Source organism: Nocardiopsis sp. NPDC058631 (genome assembly GCF_042716955.1).
Classification (GTDB): domain Bacteria; phylum Actinomycetota; class Actinomycetes; order Streptosporangiales; family Streptosporangiaceae; genus Nocardiopsis.
This window is the reverse complement of the sequence record NZ_JBHXQY010000005.1, coordinates 12,075-28,868: the sequence shown is the minus strand read 5'-3', so window position 1 is coordinate 28,868 and position 16,794 is coordinate 12,075. Positions and strand designations below refer to the sequence as shown.

Here is a 16,794-nt window from a genome sequence, read left to right as displayed (position 1 = left end):
CATGTCCGATGTCTCCGGCCGTGCGGTGCAGGCGAGGGACGTCCGCGGCGGGGTGCACTTCCACTCGGACCGTTCGGAGCGTTTCAGCACCCCTGTGCCCAGACAGCTTTCCGGTGACGTACGCGGGTTCGTGAACCGTACCGGGGAACTCGAGGTGCTCAGCAGCCGCCTGCCGAGTACCGGGCAGGATGCGGACGGGCCCTTCGAGGCCGCGATCCACGTCGTCGTCGGTACGGCCAGGGTGGGCAAGACCGCGCTCGCGCTGCGCTGGGCGCACCGGGTCCACGACCACTTCCCCGACGGTCAGCTCTACGTCGACCTCCAGGGCTACGGCCCCGGCCTGCCTGCGGCCCCGGAGCAGGTGCTGGAGCGGTTCCTGCGGGCGTTCGGTGTCTCCGCCGGATCGATTCCCCCCGACACCGACAGCCGAGCCGCCCTCTACCGGTCCTTCCTGGCGCGTAAGCGCGTTCTGATCCTGCTGGACAACGCCGCAACCGCCGCTCAGGTCCGTCCACTGCTACCGGGGTCCGCCGACTGCGCGGTCGTCATCACCAGCAGGGACCGGCTGTCCGGCCTGGTCGCCAGGGACGGGGCACAGCGCCTCACCGTGCGTACCCTCGACCCCGCCGAGGCGGTGGAACTCCTGGAGTAGGTGACCGTCCACCACCGCCCCCAGGACGACCCGGGCGAGGTCGCCGAACTCGCCCGCCTGTGCGGGCAGCTCCCGTTGGCCCTGCGCATCGCCGCCGAGCGCGCGGCCAGCCGTCCGCACATGCCGCTCGCCGACCTCATCCAGGACCTGCGCGACGAGTCCGGGCTGTGGAACGCGTTGGCCACCGGTGACGAGGAGGAGGCCGACACGGTGCGCTCCGTGTTCGCCTGGTCCTACCGGGTCCTGCCCCAGGACGCCGCACGCCTGTTCCGCCTCCTGGGCCTGCACCCCGGACGGGATTTCGACGTCGGTGCCGCAGCCGCCCTCGCGAATCTGCCCGTACGTCGCGCCCGGCGCTCCCTGGACACGCTCGTCGGCGCCCACCTGCACTCCAACCGGCCCGTCGAGGGGATCGAGCACCACACCCGCGCCCTCGAACTGCGGCGGGAGCTGGTAGACGAGCCCGGGGTGGTCATGTCCCTGAACGCCCTCGGCCTGGCCCATCTGCGCGGCCACCGGCTCGACGAGGCACGTGACCATCTCGAACGCTCCAACGCAGCCGCCCGGGACCTCGGCGACCGGTTGTGGGAGGGAATCGCTCAGGGAAACCTGGTCCGCTGCCTCCTGGACCTGGGACTGCGTGAGGATGCGGTGCTCCTGGCCGAGCAGGCTCTGGAAATTCACCGGGAGACCGGCAACCGCATGAGCGAGTTCGCCTGCCTGACGTCCCTGAGCGCGGCCCTGCGCGAAATGGACCAGGCCGACCGGTCCCTGGCCCTGACCCGGCGGGCTCTGGAGATCGCACAGGATCTCGACCACACCGTCCGGGAGGGGTTCGCGCTCCTGGAACTCGGCCGGATCCACGCGCTGCTCCGACAACCGGAGGAGGCCCTGACCAACTTCCACGAGGCTGCGAGCCTGCACCGCTCGATCGGCGACCACGTTCGCGAGTCCGAGTCCTTCGAGGGCGTGGGTGAGGTCTATGAGTCCCTCAACCGTCTTGAGGAGGCGGCGCAGTTCTACCGTCAGGCAGCCAGCGGCTATCGGAGGAACCAGTCCCGGTGGAACCTGGCGGTCAGCCTCGACCGGCTGGCCGGCGTGGTGTCCCGGAACGGTGACCCGGATGCGGCCCAAGGGCACTGGTTCGAGGCTTTGGAGGCCCTGGAGGGTTTCACCGACCCCCGGGCCGAGCGCCTGCGCGAGAAGGTCGCAGCCCGGATTGACGACACGGCCTCCGCCTAGAACTTCGGCCACCCACGGCATCGCGGATCACCGATGAAGGGTTTTGCGAAGCGTCAAGGTCGCGGGCTTCGGTCATTCGAAGGGCAGGAACACCCTGAGCCCATGAAGACCCGAAGGACCACGCAGAGTCGGGAGCCATCCGGTTCCGTGTCGGACAGCCGGGGTGCTGTCCGGGCCGCCCAGGACAGGACCGCCGCACCGGGAGCGCATGGCGGCGGCCGCGGTCCACGAGATGACGACGCGGCCTCCCCCGTCGTCGACCCCGTCGCGGTGCCCGACGTAGAAGCTCTCCCTGTACCCGTCCCCGCCCCAGGGCACACAGGCGTGAGCCGATGTTCCTGCTTTTCGGCCCGGCCCGGGCCTGCTCCACGACGGGTCGGGAGACGGACGTGAACGGAACTCCGCGCGCAGGGAGAACAACCATCCGCGTCTCCGCGGACCCGACAAGCGAGTCAGTATGCCGAGGTTCGAGTTCCATCCCATCAGTGGTGGCAGAGAGGTCGGCTTCCGTCCGCGGTTCTCCACAGGTACGGCCCGGTGGGCGGGCAGGCGGGCCCGCCCACCGGGTTCAGCACGTCAGTCCACGGTTTGCGGAATGAGTGAGGTCAGGAACCGCTGGGTCTCCCCGTCCGTGGAGTACAGACGGCACGAGCCCATCCCCCGGGTCATCAGCACGCGGTAGGTGTTCCGGGCCAGGTCGAGGTACTCCTTTGCATCGACTCCCCGCATCGCTCCGTCGCGACTCTCCTCGGGACGGGCCTCCCACCGATCCCCGCGCCGCACCAGGTCAGGGCCGAAGATGACTCCGGCGTCGTCGTACTCGAGCCCCTGGGCGGTGTAGACGCAGCCGATCTGGTGCTCACCACCCGCTTGCGTGGCCCAGAGTTGGTTGTGGGGAGCGACGACTTCCCCCTCCTCTCCGAACACCTCATCGTGCAGGTTCCATGGCCTCCGCCACAGGTGTACGCCCCCCGTGTGGGGGTCCTGCCACTCGATACGCACACCCGGAAAACGCTGCCCCTCCTCGACCGTCTCCCAACTCCAGCAGAAACCGGCGCTGATCCGGGCCCTGCGCTCTTGGCGAAGGCACTCTTCGAGCCACCTCTCCATCTCGGAGGGGTTGTGCACTACACCGAGGTCGTAGTCGGGCGCGGACCACGCGTAGGGCTGGTCGTAGAGGAGGGCGTCGACCCAGGCGCTGAACGCACGCGACCCGTTGCAGCGGAAACTCCCCCGCAGTTCGTGGGAGACCACGTCGATTCGCGAGTCCTCTCCCAGCCTGTGCACCTCCCATGCCCCGAGCCCCTCGGTCGGCCGGATTCTCTGGCGCTCGTCCAGGAAGACCACCACGACGGGGACGTTCGCCAGGTTCTTCCGAACATAGGTACCGAAGTCGCCGCTGGAACGGCGAAGTCGGTGTGCCTCGTCGAGGATCACCAGGGTCGCTCCCTTGAGCACCCCCCTGGGCAGGTCGAAGAGCCTGGACGAACCGGGCACTCCTGCGGCCAGTCGGACGTTGCGCCGGAGCGTCCCCGAAGGCGTCCCGTATCGGGCGCCCTCCTCCGTCTCACCCATGTAGGTGCCCAGAAGACGCATGGCCAGCGCGGTTTTACCGCTTCCCGGGCCTCCGCTGACCAGGATGACGCTCTGGCGTCCGCTGGCCAGTGCGTCATCGACCTTCGCCTTGATCTGCAGGAAGGCGTCCTGTTGGTCGCCGATCAGGACGAACGACGGATTGCGCCGGATGGCATCCGCGACCAGGGAGAGCAACTCACGGTTCGGCCGCCAAGACGAAGTCTCGAATGCCCTGAGTTGTGATTCGCTCACAGCACGGACGTCGGAGCAGCGGAAAATCTCGCGCAGGGCTTCTCCGTCCGAGGTACCGGACACCAACTCACGACTGAGCACGGGGCATCCGTAGCCGGTTGGAGAGAGCCCTCTGAGCGGGGCGACATCCTTCTCGTCGGCGTTGTGCAGAAAGACCAGCCCTCGCACATCGAGTGACAATTCGGAAGAAGAAAACCAGTGGCGGAGGAAGGCTGTGTAACCAGCCACTTGTGCCACGGGATGGGTTCGGACCATACCGCCCTGTCTCACATGAACGCGGTCGTGCGAGAGCACCGTGGCCTGTGTCCACTGCTTGAGCTCGACCACGACGGCTGCGAGTTCACCGGTGTCGGTACTTCCAAGCAGGAGGGCGTCGAAGCGGCTGTTCCCCTCGGGCGTGCCGAACTCCAGATAGATCCACAGATCTTCGAGTCCTGCGCGAACCAGTGCCCGCAGGAGCGGGGGCCAGCTGTTGCGCCAGCTGTCGACCTCGGACTTCTCCGGCTCTCCGAAACCCGCGGCACGGTAGCGACCTCGGCACTGGTCGATGAACCCGGGCATCTCGAGGTGCTGGGCCGTGTCGCCGACTCGGCCGGAGTGCACGAACCTCAGGGGATCGGGGGAGGTTTCCGGCATCAGCTCTCATCCATGTTCGCGATGTGGTGGCGGTGCCAGGCGAAGTAGTCGGCGCTGGCGTCGTTGTGGGAGGAGCACGTCCGGCCGACACGCTCCACTGCGGCACCGAGCCCCGGGGCGGCCCTCACCCGAGCCGAGGGGTGGATGGACCCGTCAGCGGCCACGTAGACGTAACCGTGCTCGAACAGGGAGTCGCACCCGAGGACACAGGCCAGCATCAGGTTGTCGAGGTCGCCCCGCTCCTGGTAGGAGCTCTTGCTGCGCTTCTTGACGTGCGCGGTGTGGACCAGCCGGGCCGGGAGAAGCAGTTGGCACAGGTCGCAGTGGACCTGGGGCCTGCCCTTGAGTTTGGCCTTGCGCAGCTTCTTCTGTTCCGCGCGAGCGAGGACAAAGGCGGGGAGGTCCAGGACCGGGGGCAGCTCGAGGTTCGTGCTGTCGGCCGGATCCTCCGGGTCGGAGAGCTCCTCCTTGTACTTCTCGATCTCCTGCTCCAGGAAGGCCTCCAACTCGGACCCCTGGCCTTCGGGCAGACGCGGGGAGCCCTGGGTGCTGGCCGACTGGCGCAGTGCCTCGATGGACTCGGCGCCGATCTCGTCCCTGGTGACGTCCTCCCTGATCTCGAGAACCTCGAGGGGGACCCGGTACGGGTAGTCGTCGTCGGGCCACACCGGGGACGTGTCCTGGTAGGGGGAGCCGGTCAGACGGGCCACCACCAGCTCGGACACCGTCCTGGTCTGCGCCTCCTCCGGTGAGATCCTCCCCAGTCCCAGATGACCGAGGACGAGCCGGTCGCCTTCTTTGAGGGAACCGAGGACCGCCTGGTTCTGGGGGGTCTCAGCCGTGGATGCCTTCCATCCCCAGACTGAGAGGTCGATGCCGATATCCAGGTTGTGCTTCCCGTCGGCGCCGACGTAGACGAAGGCAGTGGTAACAGCGATCACCTCCACGAAGTGTGTCCCTGGCAGCTTTCTGCGTGCCAGGAGAACAGCATGAGGGGAATTCTTGGCCGCATAAGCCGCCAAGGCCACTTATGGTACAAAGCACTTGTGACATCCCGCGCCTGTCCGCCGGGACTCCCCCTCGTGTTCCGTGAAGGCTGGTTCCTCCTGGCTGGACGTCGCTAGCCTGGGTCGGTACTTCTCGCGGCCCGACAGGCTTCCTGCCCCGTAGGACACGCCTCCACCCGCACGAGTCCTCCTTCGTGCTGCTCTGGAGTGTGCTTTGACGGCTTTCCGCCGATCCGCCGCGTCCCTGTCCCGTTTCTCGCCCCTCGAGGAGGAGCTCGGCGAGCTTCTCGCCGAGCACCTGCGGTACGCGACCGGGCGTTCCCCCAGCCCCGCCGAGGTCCGTTCCTGGAACCGCAGCCTGCCCGCACTCGCCAACGATCTGGTCGACGCCGGGCTGGGCGAGGTCGAGGTGCTGATGGAGTACCGCCTGCCGCTGTCCGACAAGCGCGTGGACGTGGTGCTCGCCGGCCACCACCCCGAGACGGACGACCACAGTTACGTGGTCGTGGAGCTCAAGCAGTGGAGCGAGGCAGAGTCGTGGGAGGAGGACCCGACCATGGTGCTGGTCCCCCACCAGCCCGGCGGCCCCAAGCTCCACCCCGTCCTGCAGGTGCGCGACTACTGCTCCTACATCGGCGACTTCGTCTCCTCGGTCACCGACCCCGAGAAGCAGGTCCGCGGCGCCGCCTACCTGCACAACGCCTACGACCCGGCCGTTCGCGACCTCTTCGACCTCCCGCAGGACGGCAACGGCCGGCTCTTCACCGCCCAACGGCGCGGTGAGTTCCTCGACTTCCTCCGCAGCAGGCTCGCGCCGCTTCCCGGCGCGGAGGCCGCGGACCGCCTCCTGGGCGGGAAGATCCGGCCCAGCCGCCAGTTGATGAAGGTCGCCGCCGCCGAGGTCAAGGAGCGGACGCAGTTCACCCTGCTGGACGAGCAGCACATCGCGTTCCGCACGGTCATGCACGCGGTGGAGCGGGCCCACGAGGAAGACCGCAAGACCGCCGTCATCATCAGCGGCGGTCCGGGAAGCGGCAAGAGCGTCATCGCCCTGTCCCTGCTCGGCGAGCTCTCCCGCAAGGGCATCAGCACCATGCACGCGACCGGCTCGAAGGCCTTCACCACGACCATGCGCAAGGTGGCGGGCAAGCGCAGCCCGCGGGTGCAGGAGCTGTTCAAGTACTTCAACAGCTTCATGGAGGCCTCGAAGAACCAGTTCGAGGTGCTGATCTGCGACGAGTCGCACCGCATCCGCGAGACCTCGGCCAACAGGTACACGAAGGCCACGCTGCGCACCGGTAGGTCACAGGTGGACGAGTTGCTCTCAGCGGCCAGGGTGCCCGTCTTCCTCCTGGACGAGCACCAGGTCGTGCGGCCCGGTGAGATGGGCACCGTGGAGACGATCCGCCAGCATGCGAAGGCCAAGGACTTCGAGGTCCACCAGATCGACCTGTCCGGACAGTTCCGGTGCGGTGGCAGCGCCCTCTACGAACAGTGGGTGCTCCGCCTCCTCGGGCTGGTCCCGGGCGGCCCGGTTCGCTGGGAGGGGGACGAGAACTTCGTCCTCCGCACGGTGCCCTCCCCGGCTGAGATGGACGGGGTTCTGCGCCCCACCCTGGAACAGGGCTACACCGCGCGGATGAGCGCCGGGTACTGCTGGCCGTGGAGCAGGGCCGAGAAGGACCGGCCCCTGGAGAACGACGTCCGCATCGGTGACTGGGAACGCCCGTGGAACAGCCGCCTGGAGCGCTGGTTGCCTGGCGTGCCGCCGAGCTCCCTGTGGGCGACCGAGGAGGGCGGGTTCGACCAGGTGGGGTGCGTGTACACGGCGCAGGGGTTCGAGTACGACTGGTCCGGTGTGATCCTGGGGCCGGACCTGCTCGTCCGGGACGGTCACCTGGTCATCGACCGTCAGGCCAACAGGGATCCCGCCATGGGGAAGAAAGCGACCGACACCGAGGCCGAGGCCCTCATCCGCAACACCTACAAGGTGCTGCTCACACGAGGGATGCGGGGCACTCTCCTGTACTCGACGGACCCCGAGACGCAGGAGTTCCTGACCGGGCTGACCGCGAAGGCGGGCTGAGCGCGTTCCGGGCGCCTTCGGGTCCGTCGGCGGGCGCGGTCCGGACTCATCCTCCGGCCCGCCGACGCCCCCCGAAGGACACGCGCACCCGGAAGGGCCCCGGCCCCGGCCGGCTACCAGCCGGAGGAGGGCGCCAGTTCGCGCAGTCCCGGCCGGACCGCGTCGAGAACCGTCGTGAACCACACCGAGAAGCGGTCCTCGTCCAGGGCCCGCGCCAGCTCCTCCGGGTAGACGAAGGCGGTCTCGGCGATCTCGTCCGGGTCGGGGCGCGGGCCGTCGTCGACCAGGCCCACGAACAGGTGGTTGTACTCCTGCTCGACCAACCCGGAGTCGGGGTCGGGGTGGTGGTAGCGCACGGTGCCGGCTTCGCGCATCAGCGCGGGCGCCATACCCAGCTCCTCGCCGACGCGGCGGGCGGCGGCCGCGAACGGCGGCTCCCCGGGGTAGGGGTGGCCGCAGCAGGTGTTCGACCACACGCCGGGCGAGTGGTACTTGCCCAGGGCCCGGCGTTGGAGCAGGAGGCGGCCCCGGCCGTCGAGGAGGAAGACCGAGAAGGCCCGGTGGAGCCGCCCTGGGGCCAGGTGCGCGGAGAGCTTCTCGGCCGTGCCGATGGTGGTTCCCGCCTCGTCGACCAGTTCGAGCATGATCAGGTGGTCCGCGCGGTCTCCGGACGGGGCTGTGGCTGCGGTACCGGGGTGGCCTGTGGCGGGGCTCGTGGTCATGTAGGTCCTTCGGTTCGACGGAGGGGGCGGGGTCGGCGGGCCCGGTGTCGCGGGCCCGCCGGTGTGTCCGGGGTCGCGCTGCCCGGGCCGTGGCCGGGCGGCGGGGGTGCGGTGCGGGCGCCCACCGCGGGGGCGGGGAGCGCCCGCGTGCCGGGGCCGGGGGTCAGACCTTGTCGGCGGCGATGAGGAGGTAGTGGAAGCTGCCCTCCTTGTAGGCGGTGAGGAACGGCTCCTCGACACCGGTGGCGACCGAGGACTGCGCGCGCAGCTCCCAGTACGGGATCGTGTCCTCGGTGAGGTCGACGACGCTGATGGGCACGAGGCCGTTGGCCGCCATCGCCTTGAAGTACGCGCTCCGGGGGTGGATGTTGCACGTGTAGTGCTCGTCGATGCGGCTGACCGCCTTGGACCGGCCGCCGGTCACGTCGTTGTAGCAGCCGGTGATGGTGACGTAGCGGCCACCGTACTGGAGCAGGCGGGAGTGCTCGCGGAAGAGCTCGAACAGGTCGACGTACATGGTCGACTCGTTGTTCCAGGTGGCGCGCATGGACCCGGTCTCGAAGCCGGTGTCCAGCATGTTGCGGAAGTGGAAGCGCACCTTGTCGTCGACGCCCCGGTCGCGGGCCTGCGCGTTGGCGAAGTCGACCTGCTGCTGGGAGATGGACACGCCGTCCACGTGGCAGCCGAAACGCTGGTTGGCCATGAAGCTGGTGCCGCCCCGGCCGGAGCCGGTGTCCTGGATGCGGTCCTCGGGCCGGATGTTGCCGAGGTGGTCGATGAGCACGTTCGCCTGGGCCGTCTCCAGGCGGTGCATCTCCTCGATGATGCGCTGATCGCGGGTCGTCTCGGGCCCCTCCAGGACGGACGGGTCGTATGCGCCGAGCCCGTAGTGGTGGTGGAAGAAGCCGTCGACCTCACCCAGGCGGATGTTGACGGGGTCCTTCTCCGCGTTCCAGTACGCGGCCACGGACTTCTGGTAGGCGGTACGCAGCACGTTGTCCGGGGAGGGCATGGTCGTGGTCATCGCGTGTACTCCTTGTGGTGGTTTCCGGCCAGGGGCGTGCACCGGCCGCGGTGGTGGCGTCTGGGAGGTCGTGGGTCGCTCAGGTGGTGCCCGTACCGTGGTAGCGGGCGGTGCGTGCGTGCCATTCGCGGCTTCCGCCGAGCCAGGCCCACACCCCGGCCAGGAAGCGGCGCAGCTCGGGTGAGCCGGCGAGGGCCAGGGCGGAGGCCTCCGCCTCACAGGTGTGCATGAGCTCGTCGTGGATCACCACGGTGCGCTCGATCGCCTCGCGCTCGGAGCACCCGTCCTCGGTGGCGATCAGCCGGGGGAGGCTGAAGTCGGAGGGGTCCTCCTTGCCCATCGAGTACAGGTCGTTGACGATCACGCTCGCCGATCCGGCCATGGTGAACACGCGGCGGACCCTGGGGTCGGAGAACTCCTCCGCGGAGAGTTCGTAGCCGGCGACCGAGTCGATGAGCGCCATGCAGGGCACGAAGCTGTTCTCGTGCCGGTGCATGAGGAACTCCCAGACGGGCGGGCGCTGCCCCGTGGCCGCCCAGACACCCTCCTGGCCGTAGGCCACGAACATGGTGGCGAGCTCGTGGCGGAGCCTGCGCACCTGGGCGGAGGAGGCGTAGCGGGAGAGGTTGTCCAGGCTGGAGCGCAGGGCGACCATCACCGGATCGCTCTGGACGACCTCCTCCAGCTGGGGCGCGTAGCTCAGCGGGAGGTGGGCCTGGTCGATCACCGAGTGGGCGATGGCCAGTCGCTGTCCGAGCAGTTCCGGGTGTGCCTCCTCCGCCTCGCCGTCGACGTAGTGGTCGTCCACGGACCATTCGGCCAGCGCGCACTTGGCCGCCGCCAGCAGCCGTTCGGGGTCGTCCGTCTCCGGGTGGGCGAGCATGATGAGGCGTCCGAACCCGGTCGCCCTGACCCGGTCGAGCTGGCCGGGGTAGACCCCGACCTCCTCGGCCCATGCGACGAGGCGGTCGTCGACCTCGTCGCCCAGGGCGGGGTCGTCGCGGACGGCCGGCGGGCAGTACAGCACGGGTACGGCCGCCGCGCCGTCCGCCGGGGGGCGCCCGGTGCCCTGCGGGCGGGTGGCGGTGTTCGCCGCTCCCCTGCCCGCGGGCGTACCGGCGCTGCCGGGGCCGGCGGGCGCGCCGGGTGTCCGCGGCAGGGTCCTCGCACCGATGTGGGCCCGGCCCGGGGCCCCGGTGGGGACCGCGCTCGGTCCCCGGACGGGCGGCGCGGGGAGCCGGATCGTGGCCGCCGCGACGCCGAGCCCGGTGGGCCCGGTGGGGAGCCGCGTGGTGGCGGAACCGTCCGGGGCCGGCACCGCCGGGGGTACCAGCAGGTCGGGTCTGCCGGGGCGTTTCGGATCGCGGAGAAGGGCGTCCACCAGGTCCGCCGTCTTGTGGGTGGCGGTGGAGGCCGCCATCCGGGTCAGCAGTGACACCGTCTCAGTCCTCCTTCCCTGACAGTGTCGGGCGCTCAGGCACGGGGCCGGACCTCGGCGTTCTCCAGGATGCCGATGGCGTCGGGGACGAGCACCGCGGCGGAGAAGTAGGTGCTGACGAGGTAGGAGATGATCGCCTTGTCGTCGATGCCCATGAACCGTGCGTTGAGGCCGGGCTCGACCTCGTCGGGGAGCCCGGTCTGGTGCAGCCCGATGACCCCCTCGTTGTCCTCGCCGGTGCGGATGGCGATGATCGACGAGGTCTGGTGGTCGGAGACGGGGATCTTCCCGCAGGGCAGGAGCGGTACGCCGCGCCACGCGGGCAGGTGGTGGCCGTTGACGTCGACCGTGCCCATGTTCAGGCCGCGCTTGTTGCACTCCTTGCCGAAGGCGGCGATGGCGCGGGGGTGGGCGAACATGAACTGGGTGTTGCGGCGCATGCTCAGCAGGTCGTCGAGGTCGTCCGGGGTGGGCGGACCCTCGTGGGTCTGGATGCGCTGCTTGAAGTCGGCGTTGTGGAGCAGGCCGAAGTCGCGGTTGTTGACCAGTTCGGACTCCTGGCGCTCGCGCAGCGCCTCGATGGTCAGCCGCAGCTGCTGCTCGGTCTGGTTCATCGGCTTGTTGTAGAGGTCCGCGACCCGGGTGTGCACCCGCAGGACCGTCTGGGCGACGCTCAGCTCGTACTCGCGGGGCTTGAGCTCGTAGTCCACGAAGGTGCCGGCCAGCTCGGTCTCACCGACGTGGCCGGAGGACAGGGCGATCTCGGCCTCGCCGTGCTTGTTCTGCCGGTGCTCGGGCAGGGACAGGAACTCCTGGACCTGGGCCTGGAGGCTGGGCGAGTCGTCCAGGATGGAGATGAACTCGTGGCGGGGCAGCTGCAGCAGGACACCGGCGGTCGCCGCCTTGATGGTGAAGTCCCAGAGCGGTTCGGTGTCGAGGAGGTAGCGCTCTCCGAACTTGTCGCCGTCGGCCAGCACCCCGAGCCGGTTGACCTCGCCGTAGTGGCCGTTGGTGGTCTTGTGCACCCGGCCGTGCGCCAGGAGGTAGAGGTGGTCGGCCGGGGTCCCCTCCTGGGCCAGCACCTCTCCCGCCTCGAACTCGCGCTGGACGAAGCGTCCGGCCAGCGCCTGCAGCACCTCCACGTCCTCGTAGCCGCGCAGCAGGGAGAGCTCACCGAGTTCGCCCGGGATGACGCGGACCTCGGATCCGGTCTGCTCGAAGTCGATCCGGCCGTCGCCGACGGTGTAGGTGAGTCGCCGGTTGACCCGGTAGGCGCCGCCGTCGGCCTGGACCCACAGGAGCATCTTGAGCAGCCAGCGGGAGCTGATGCCCTGCATCTGCGGCGCGGACTTGGTGGTGGTGGCGAGGTTGCGCGCCGCCGCGGTCGCCAGGCTGCGCTGCTCGCTGGTCCGTACCTCGGGGGCTGAGTCGATCGACATCCGCGGTGTTTCTCCTCGTGCTGGTCGTTGTACCCGTCCCGTGAGTCCTCGGGGGATCTCACGGGACGGGTGAGGGGAAGGAGGGTTGGCTGGTCGTTTACGCGAGCCGCCCGGCGCTGGTGGCCTCAGAACCGCGCCCCGTGAAACGATGATCACTTTAGGAGAGACCCCGAGGTCACGGCAGCGGAATCGTGTTTTTCCCGCTCCGGGGAGAGGCCTTTGGAATTCGCGATCTTCACTGGCTCATCCATGAGGAAATCGTGAAAATATTCGAGCTCCCCTCTTCGATACCAGCTCAAACCCGTGACTTAGAGGAACAAAAGACGACAAATGGCCTCCACCATTCGCCACACCATGCCTCAAATGCCTTCGCGAAGAATGACCCTTCTTTTGGCACATGTCATGACATGACCCCTCCATAAAAAAGAGGCCCCCAGCAGGGATCCCCGCCCCGCAGAAGGGATTTGCGGCCACCCGATTAAGGAATCAGGCACGGCCCCAAAGCGAATACCCGGCCTGGACGAAGCCCGGCCTCAGCCGAGCGCGGGAGGCCGGCGGGTCCGCGAGCGGAGTGGGCCGCGCTGCGGCCGCGGGCGGGGGGCTAGGATCGGCCGCGACCGCGTCTGCCCCGTCCGGGTACCCGTGCGGCCCGGCGCGCGAGGAGACCGACCGGCCCGGGGCGTGCCAGGACACGACCAGCGAAGAGTGGACATGCCCGGCTACCTGCGTTTCCTGCACTCGAACCGGCGCTGGCTCCTCGGAGGTTTCGCGCTCTTCCTCATGTCCGCCTTCGGGCAGACCTTCTTCGTTTCGCTGTTCGCCGGCGACATCAGGGCGGAGTACGGGCTCTCCCACGGGGAGTTCGGCTCGCTCTTCATGTTCGCGACCCTGGCGAGCGCCCTGGCCCTGACGCAGATCGGCTCGGTGGTCGACCGCTTCGGCGCGGCGGGGGTCGTGTTCGGCGTCTTCGCGCTCCTGGCCGCGGGCGCGGCGGCGATGGCGCTGTCGGCGCACGTCCTCGCGCTCTTCGGAGCGCTGTTCCTGCTGCGCCTGTTCGGGCAGGGGATGATGACGCACACCTCGTTCACGCTCATGGGGCGGTGGTTCGGACGTGAACGGGGACGCGCCACGTCGGTGGCGACGCTGGGGTTGAACACCGGGGAGGCGCTGCTCCCCCTGGCGGTGGTCTGGCTCGTCGCCCTGATCGGCTGGCGGGGGACGTGGTGGTCGGCCGCGGTGCTCCTGCTCGTCCTCGCCTGGCCGGTCACGGCGCTCATGCGCGCCGAGCGCGAACCCGCCCCGGCGGCCGAGGCGGGCCGGGGGCTGCGGGCACGGAACTGGACACGCCACCAGACGCTGCGGGACCCCTACTTCTACCTGGTCGCGGCTGCGATGGCGGCCCCCGCTCTGATCGGCAACACGGTGTTCTTCCACCAGGTGTACCTGGTGGAGTCGCGCGGGTGGGCGCCCGCGGCGTTCGCCACCGCGTTCACCGTGTACGCGGTGACCACGGTCGTGTTCAACCTGGTGGGAGGGCAGTTGGTGGACCGGTTCAGCGCGATGCGGCTGGTCCCCGCCTACCTGCTGCCGCTCGGCCTCGGGCTGTTCGTGCTGGCGGCGGTGCCCGGCCAGTGGGGCGCCTTCGCCTTCATGGCGCTGTACGGCGTCACCAACGGCCTGTCGCTGAGCCTGTTCGGCGCGGTGTGGCCGGAGGTCTACGGCACCGCGCACCTGGGTTCGATCCGGTCGGTGATCGTGGCGGTCATGGTGTTCGCCTCCGCCGCCGGCCCCGGCGCGGCGGGTCTGCTCATCGACGCGGGTGTCCCCTACCCCGGGCAGTTGGCCGCTCTGGGCGGCTACTGCGTGGTGGTGTCGGCGGTGATGGTCAGGACCGTCCCGCTCCTGCGGGCACGCGTGCTCGCGCAGAGCGTTCCCGTGGACTGAGGCCTCGCGTCGCGCCCCGACCCGGCCGGTGCCGGTGTCCGGGAACCGGTCGCCCGTTCGACCGGTTTCTCGGTCTCGAAGGTGGCCGCTTCCGGCCATCCGCCCCGTGACCTGGAAACACGACGGCGGGCCTGGGCAGGAGGGGTTTCCTCGGAGCCCGATGGTCACAGGGGACGAGCACGATGGGGTCCATGGAACGCTGCGATTTCTGTGAACTCCCCATCGGCGGCGGCTGCGCCTGCTCTCTCGGCCGGAACGGCGAGGCCACACGGGCAGGAGACGCAGGTGCCGTGTCAGCGGGCTCCGTCTTCCCCAGTGGGGCCATCCTCGTCTCACCTCGGGGCGTAGCCCACCGTCCGGGCTGCATGCACCAGAACGACAGCGAGGTCAGGGCACCGCAGTGGGGGTGGATCCCCGAACCCGACCCCCAGCTGTGGCGACGTATCAGCGAGGGGACACCGGCCCGGGCCACGCACGGCAACACGGCGCGGAGCGCCGAGCGTCGCTGTCGGAGCTGCGACGTGTGACGTGAGAGACCCCCAGCCGGCTCCGGTGGCCCCGGACGGGCGGGCAGGAGTCCTGTCCGGCCGCAGGGTCCCTTTCCGCGCCGGGTACCGAGGTGAGGACCGGCTGGTGCGGGCTCAGCGGTGGGCCGGGAATCCGCAGCACTTCTTGTTTGTGAGGCCCGAACCTCACAAACAGGACTGGTTGCGCCCGGGCGAGCAGGAATCGAGCCGGGAGTCGTCGCGGGTGACCGTGGACCGGATCCACTCCAGGCAGGTGTCCCCGCAAGCGGCGGTTCCTCGCCGAGCTGGACCGGGTGGACTTGTAGAGGCAGGCCCGCCGCCCGTGCCGTACCCCCGGTGAACCCCCTCCCGGAGTCACTTTCGCCCTGACGGGTGACTCCGGGAGGGGGTTCGGTGGGCCGATCCCCGCAGGGAAGGGGGCTCCCCGCGGATTCGGGGTAAGGGGCTCCGGTGGCGACGACCACAGCGAAGCGATTCGCCGGACCGGGCATCGCGTCCGTTGTTCAATGGTCGAATGCGTACGTTCACCCGTGAAGAACTCCTCGAACTGGCCGGGCGGAAGTCCTACGACCGCGGGGCCTCCTACGTCCCCGCCGTGGAGGGGCTGTCCGCCGACAGGACGACCGTGCGCGGCACGGTCACCGGGACCCACGCCTACCGGGTCGAACTCACGCCTCGCCGATCCGGGATGTCCTGGGAGTGCGACTGCCCGTGGGCGGAGGAGGGCAACTTCTGCAAGCACTGCGTGGCGCTCGGACTGGTGTACCTCTCCGCTGTGGAGCACGGAACGGCCGTCCCCGTCTCCGCGGCCCCGCCGGACATCCGCGCGTACCTGGAGTCGCTCGACCACGCCGAACTGGTCGACCTGCTGGTGGCGGCGGCCGACACCGACGAGGCGCTCAGTCGCAGGTTGGAGGTTCGTGCGGCCTCGGCTGCCGCCGCCACCGGAGGCGTGGTGAACATGTCTGCCCTGCGCGCCTTCGTCGACCAGGCGCTGCGTATCGACGATTTCGTGGAGTACCGCGAAGCCGGGGAGTACGCGGCAACGGTGGCCGGTGTCGCCGGTGAGCTGGAAAAGCTCCTGCACGACGGCCTGCACGACGAGGCCGAGGAGCTCTCCCGGTACGCGGTCGGGCGGCTCGGGGAGTACATGCCCCTCACCGACGACTCGGCCGGTCACGTGGGAGAGGCCGCCGACCACGTCCTGGAGGCCCACGTCGAGGCGTGCGCGAGGGCCGAGCCGGATCCGGTGGAGCTGGCGGAGTGGCTCCTGGACCGGCAGCTGAACGGCTCAGGCGTCCCCGAACTCCTGTTGGAGCCCTATGCCGGGGTTCTTGGTGAGGTGGGGCTGGAGCACTACGGGGTCAGGCTGGCCGGCATCAGGGCAAGCCGTCCGTCCGCCGACTGGGGTTCGCGTTTCCTGATGTCCGAGTTCGCCCGGGTCAGTGGTGACGTGGACCTGCTCGTACGCGTGTACTCCCAGGACCGGGACAGGGTGTACTACGCGGGGATCGTCGACGCCCTGCGCTCCGCCGGGCGCGACCGCGAGGCCCTGGAGTGGGCCGAGCGGGGGCTGGCCGCACGGGAAGGCCGCCCCGACGAGCGGCTCGTGGACCACGTCGTGGGCGCCTACCGCACCGCGGAGAGGTGGGAGGACCTGTGCCGGGTTCGGTGGGAGGCGTTCGAGCAGTCCCCCGAGGTGGGGAGCTACAGCGCCCTGCGCGAGGACAGCACCGAGAAGGAGTGGCCCCAGGTCCGCGACCAGGCCCTGGCCGTGCTGCGGCGGTCGGCGGCCAGGCGCAGGTCCCGGCACTTCCCGTGCTCTCTGGTGGAGGTGCTGCTCTGGGAGGGCAGTGGGGACCAGGCGTGGGAGGCCGCCACGGAACACGGCTGCGATGACGGGCAGTGGTTGAGGATCGCGGCTCTGAGGGAGGACGACCATCCGGGTGACGCCCTCGGTGTGTACGTGCCGCAGGTCGCCCGAATGGTCACGCGGGCCGATACTGCGCTCTACCCGCGGGCGGCCGAGCTGGCCCGCAGGGTCCACGGACTCTACGGGCGGCTCGGGCGGCCGCAGGACGCCGCGGAGTTCGCGGCCGGGCTGCGCCGGGAGCACAAGCGCAAGCGGCGGTTTCTCGCCGAGTTGGACCGTGTGGGCCTGTAGAGGCAGGCCCGCCGCCCGTGCCGTACCGCTGGTGAACCGCCTCCCGGAGTCACTCTCGCCCTTGAGGGTGACTCCGAGAGGGGGTT

12 protein-coding genes are annotated in these 16,794 nt (G+C 69.7%); 6 read left to right on the top strand and 6 right to left on the bottom strand.

What is annotated here, in order from left to right:
- The first annotated feature begins 94 nt into the window (after positions 1-94).
- Together ACFWTE_RS03520 and ACFWTE_RS03515 are read left to right on the top strand one after the other, a co-directional pair.
- Complete coding sequence (locus tag ACFWTE_RS03520; protein ID WP_378777607.1) at positions 95-652, top strand: AAA family ATPase; 558 nt, start codon at positions 95-97, stop codon at positions 650-652.
- A complete protein-coding gene (locus ACFWTE_RS03515; protein ID WP_378777605.1) occupies positions 653-1,894 on the top strand; it encodes a tetratricopeptide repeat protein in 1,242 nt (413 codons plus the stop codon). It abuts the gene before it with no gap.
- Between the two features lie 576 nt (positions 1,895-2,470).
- Here the strand turns inward: ACFWTE_RS03515 and ACFWTE_RS03510 are convergent.
- Both ACFWTE_RS03510 and ACFWTE_RS03505 read right to left on the bottom strand, forming a co-directional pair.
- Entirely contained in the window at positions 2,471-4,282 is a 1,812-nt protein-coding gene (locus ACFWTE_RS03510; RefSeq protein ID WP_378777603.1) for a DNA/RNA helicase domain-containing protein, read from the bottom strand.
- A gap of 74 nt (positions 4,283-4,356) precedes the next feature.
- Positions 4,357-5,298 (bottom strand): hypothetical protein, encoded by a 942-nt coding sequence (locus tag ACFWTE_RS03505; RefSeq protein ID WP_378777601.1) that lies wholly within the window; start codon positions 5,296-5,298, stop codon positions 4,357-4,359.
- 280 nt (positions 5,299-5,578) lie between these two features.
- On the opposite strand from ACFWTE_RS03505, the gene ACFWTE_RS03500 reads away from it, so the two are divergent.
- Complete coding sequence (locus tag ACFWTE_RS03500) at positions 5,579-7,450, top strand: DNA/RNA helicase domain-containing protein (RefSeq protein WP_378777599.1); 1,872 nt, start codon at positions 5,579-5,581, stop codon at positions 7,448-7,450.
- Between the two features lie 113 nt (positions 7,451-7,563).
- On the opposite strand, the gene idi is transcribed toward ACFWTE_RS03500, so the two are convergent.
- From idi to ACFWTE_RS03480, 4 genes are all read right to left on the bottom strand, one after another.
- Positions 7,564-8,172 carry an isopentenyl-diphosphate Delta-isomerase gene (gene idi, locus ACFWTE_RS03495; protein WP_378777597.1) on the bottom strand — a complete coding sequence of 203 codons (609 nt, stop codon included), beginning with the start codon at positions 8,170-8,172 and terminating at the stop codon, positions 7,564-7,566.
- 163 nt (positions 8,173-8,335) lie between these two features.
- A complete protein-coding gene (locus tag ACFWTE_RS03490; RefSeq protein ID WP_378777595.1) occupies positions 8,336-9,196 on the bottom strand; it encodes a geranyl diphosphate 2-C-methyltransferase in 861 nt (286 codons plus the stop codon).
- 79 nt (positions 9,197-9,275) lie between these two features.
- Complete coding sequence (locus tag ACFWTE_RS03485) at positions 9,276-10,634, bottom strand: family 2 encapsulin nanocompartment cargo protein terpene cyclase (RefSeq protein ID WP_378777593.1); 1,359 nt, start codon at positions 10,632-10,634, stop codon at positions 9,276-9,278.
- Between the two features lie 35 nt (positions 10,635-10,669).
- On the bottom strand, positions 10,670-12,073 hold the full coding sequence (locus ACFWTE_RS03480; RefSeq protein WP_378777591.1) for a family 2B encapsulin nanocompartment shell protein: 1,404 nt from the start codon (positions 12,071-12,073) through the stop codon (positions 10,670-10,672).
- A gap of 711 nt (positions 12,074-12,784) precedes the next feature.
- On the opposite strand from ACFWTE_RS03480, the gene ACFWTE_RS03475 reads away from it, so the two are divergent.
- The 3 genes from ACFWTE_RS03475 to ACFWTE_RS03465 all read left to right on the top strand — a co-directional run bounded on the left by ACFWTE_RS03475 (position 12,785) and on the right by ACFWTE_RS03465 (position 16,708).
- On the top strand, positions 12,785-14,017 hold the full coding sequence (locus ACFWTE_RS03475; RefSeq protein ID WP_378777589.1) for an MFS transporter: 1,233 nt from the start codon (positions 12,785-12,787) through the stop codon (positions 14,015-14,017).
- 365 nt (positions 14,018-14,382) lie between these two features.
- Positions 14,383-14,544 (top strand): hypothetical protein, encoded by a 162-nt coding sequence (locus tag ACFWTE_RS03470; RefSeq protein WP_378777587.1) that lies wholly within the window; start codon positions 14,383-14,385, stop codon positions 14,542-14,544.
- A 514-nt stretch (positions 14,545-15,058) separates the two neighbouring features.
- Entirely contained in the window at positions 15,059-16,708 is a 1,650-nt protein-coding gene (locus ACFWTE_RS03465; protein WP_378777585.1) for an SWIM zinc finger domain-containing protein, read from the top strand.
- The last annotated feature ends 86 nt before the right edge of the window (positions 16,709-16,794 follow it).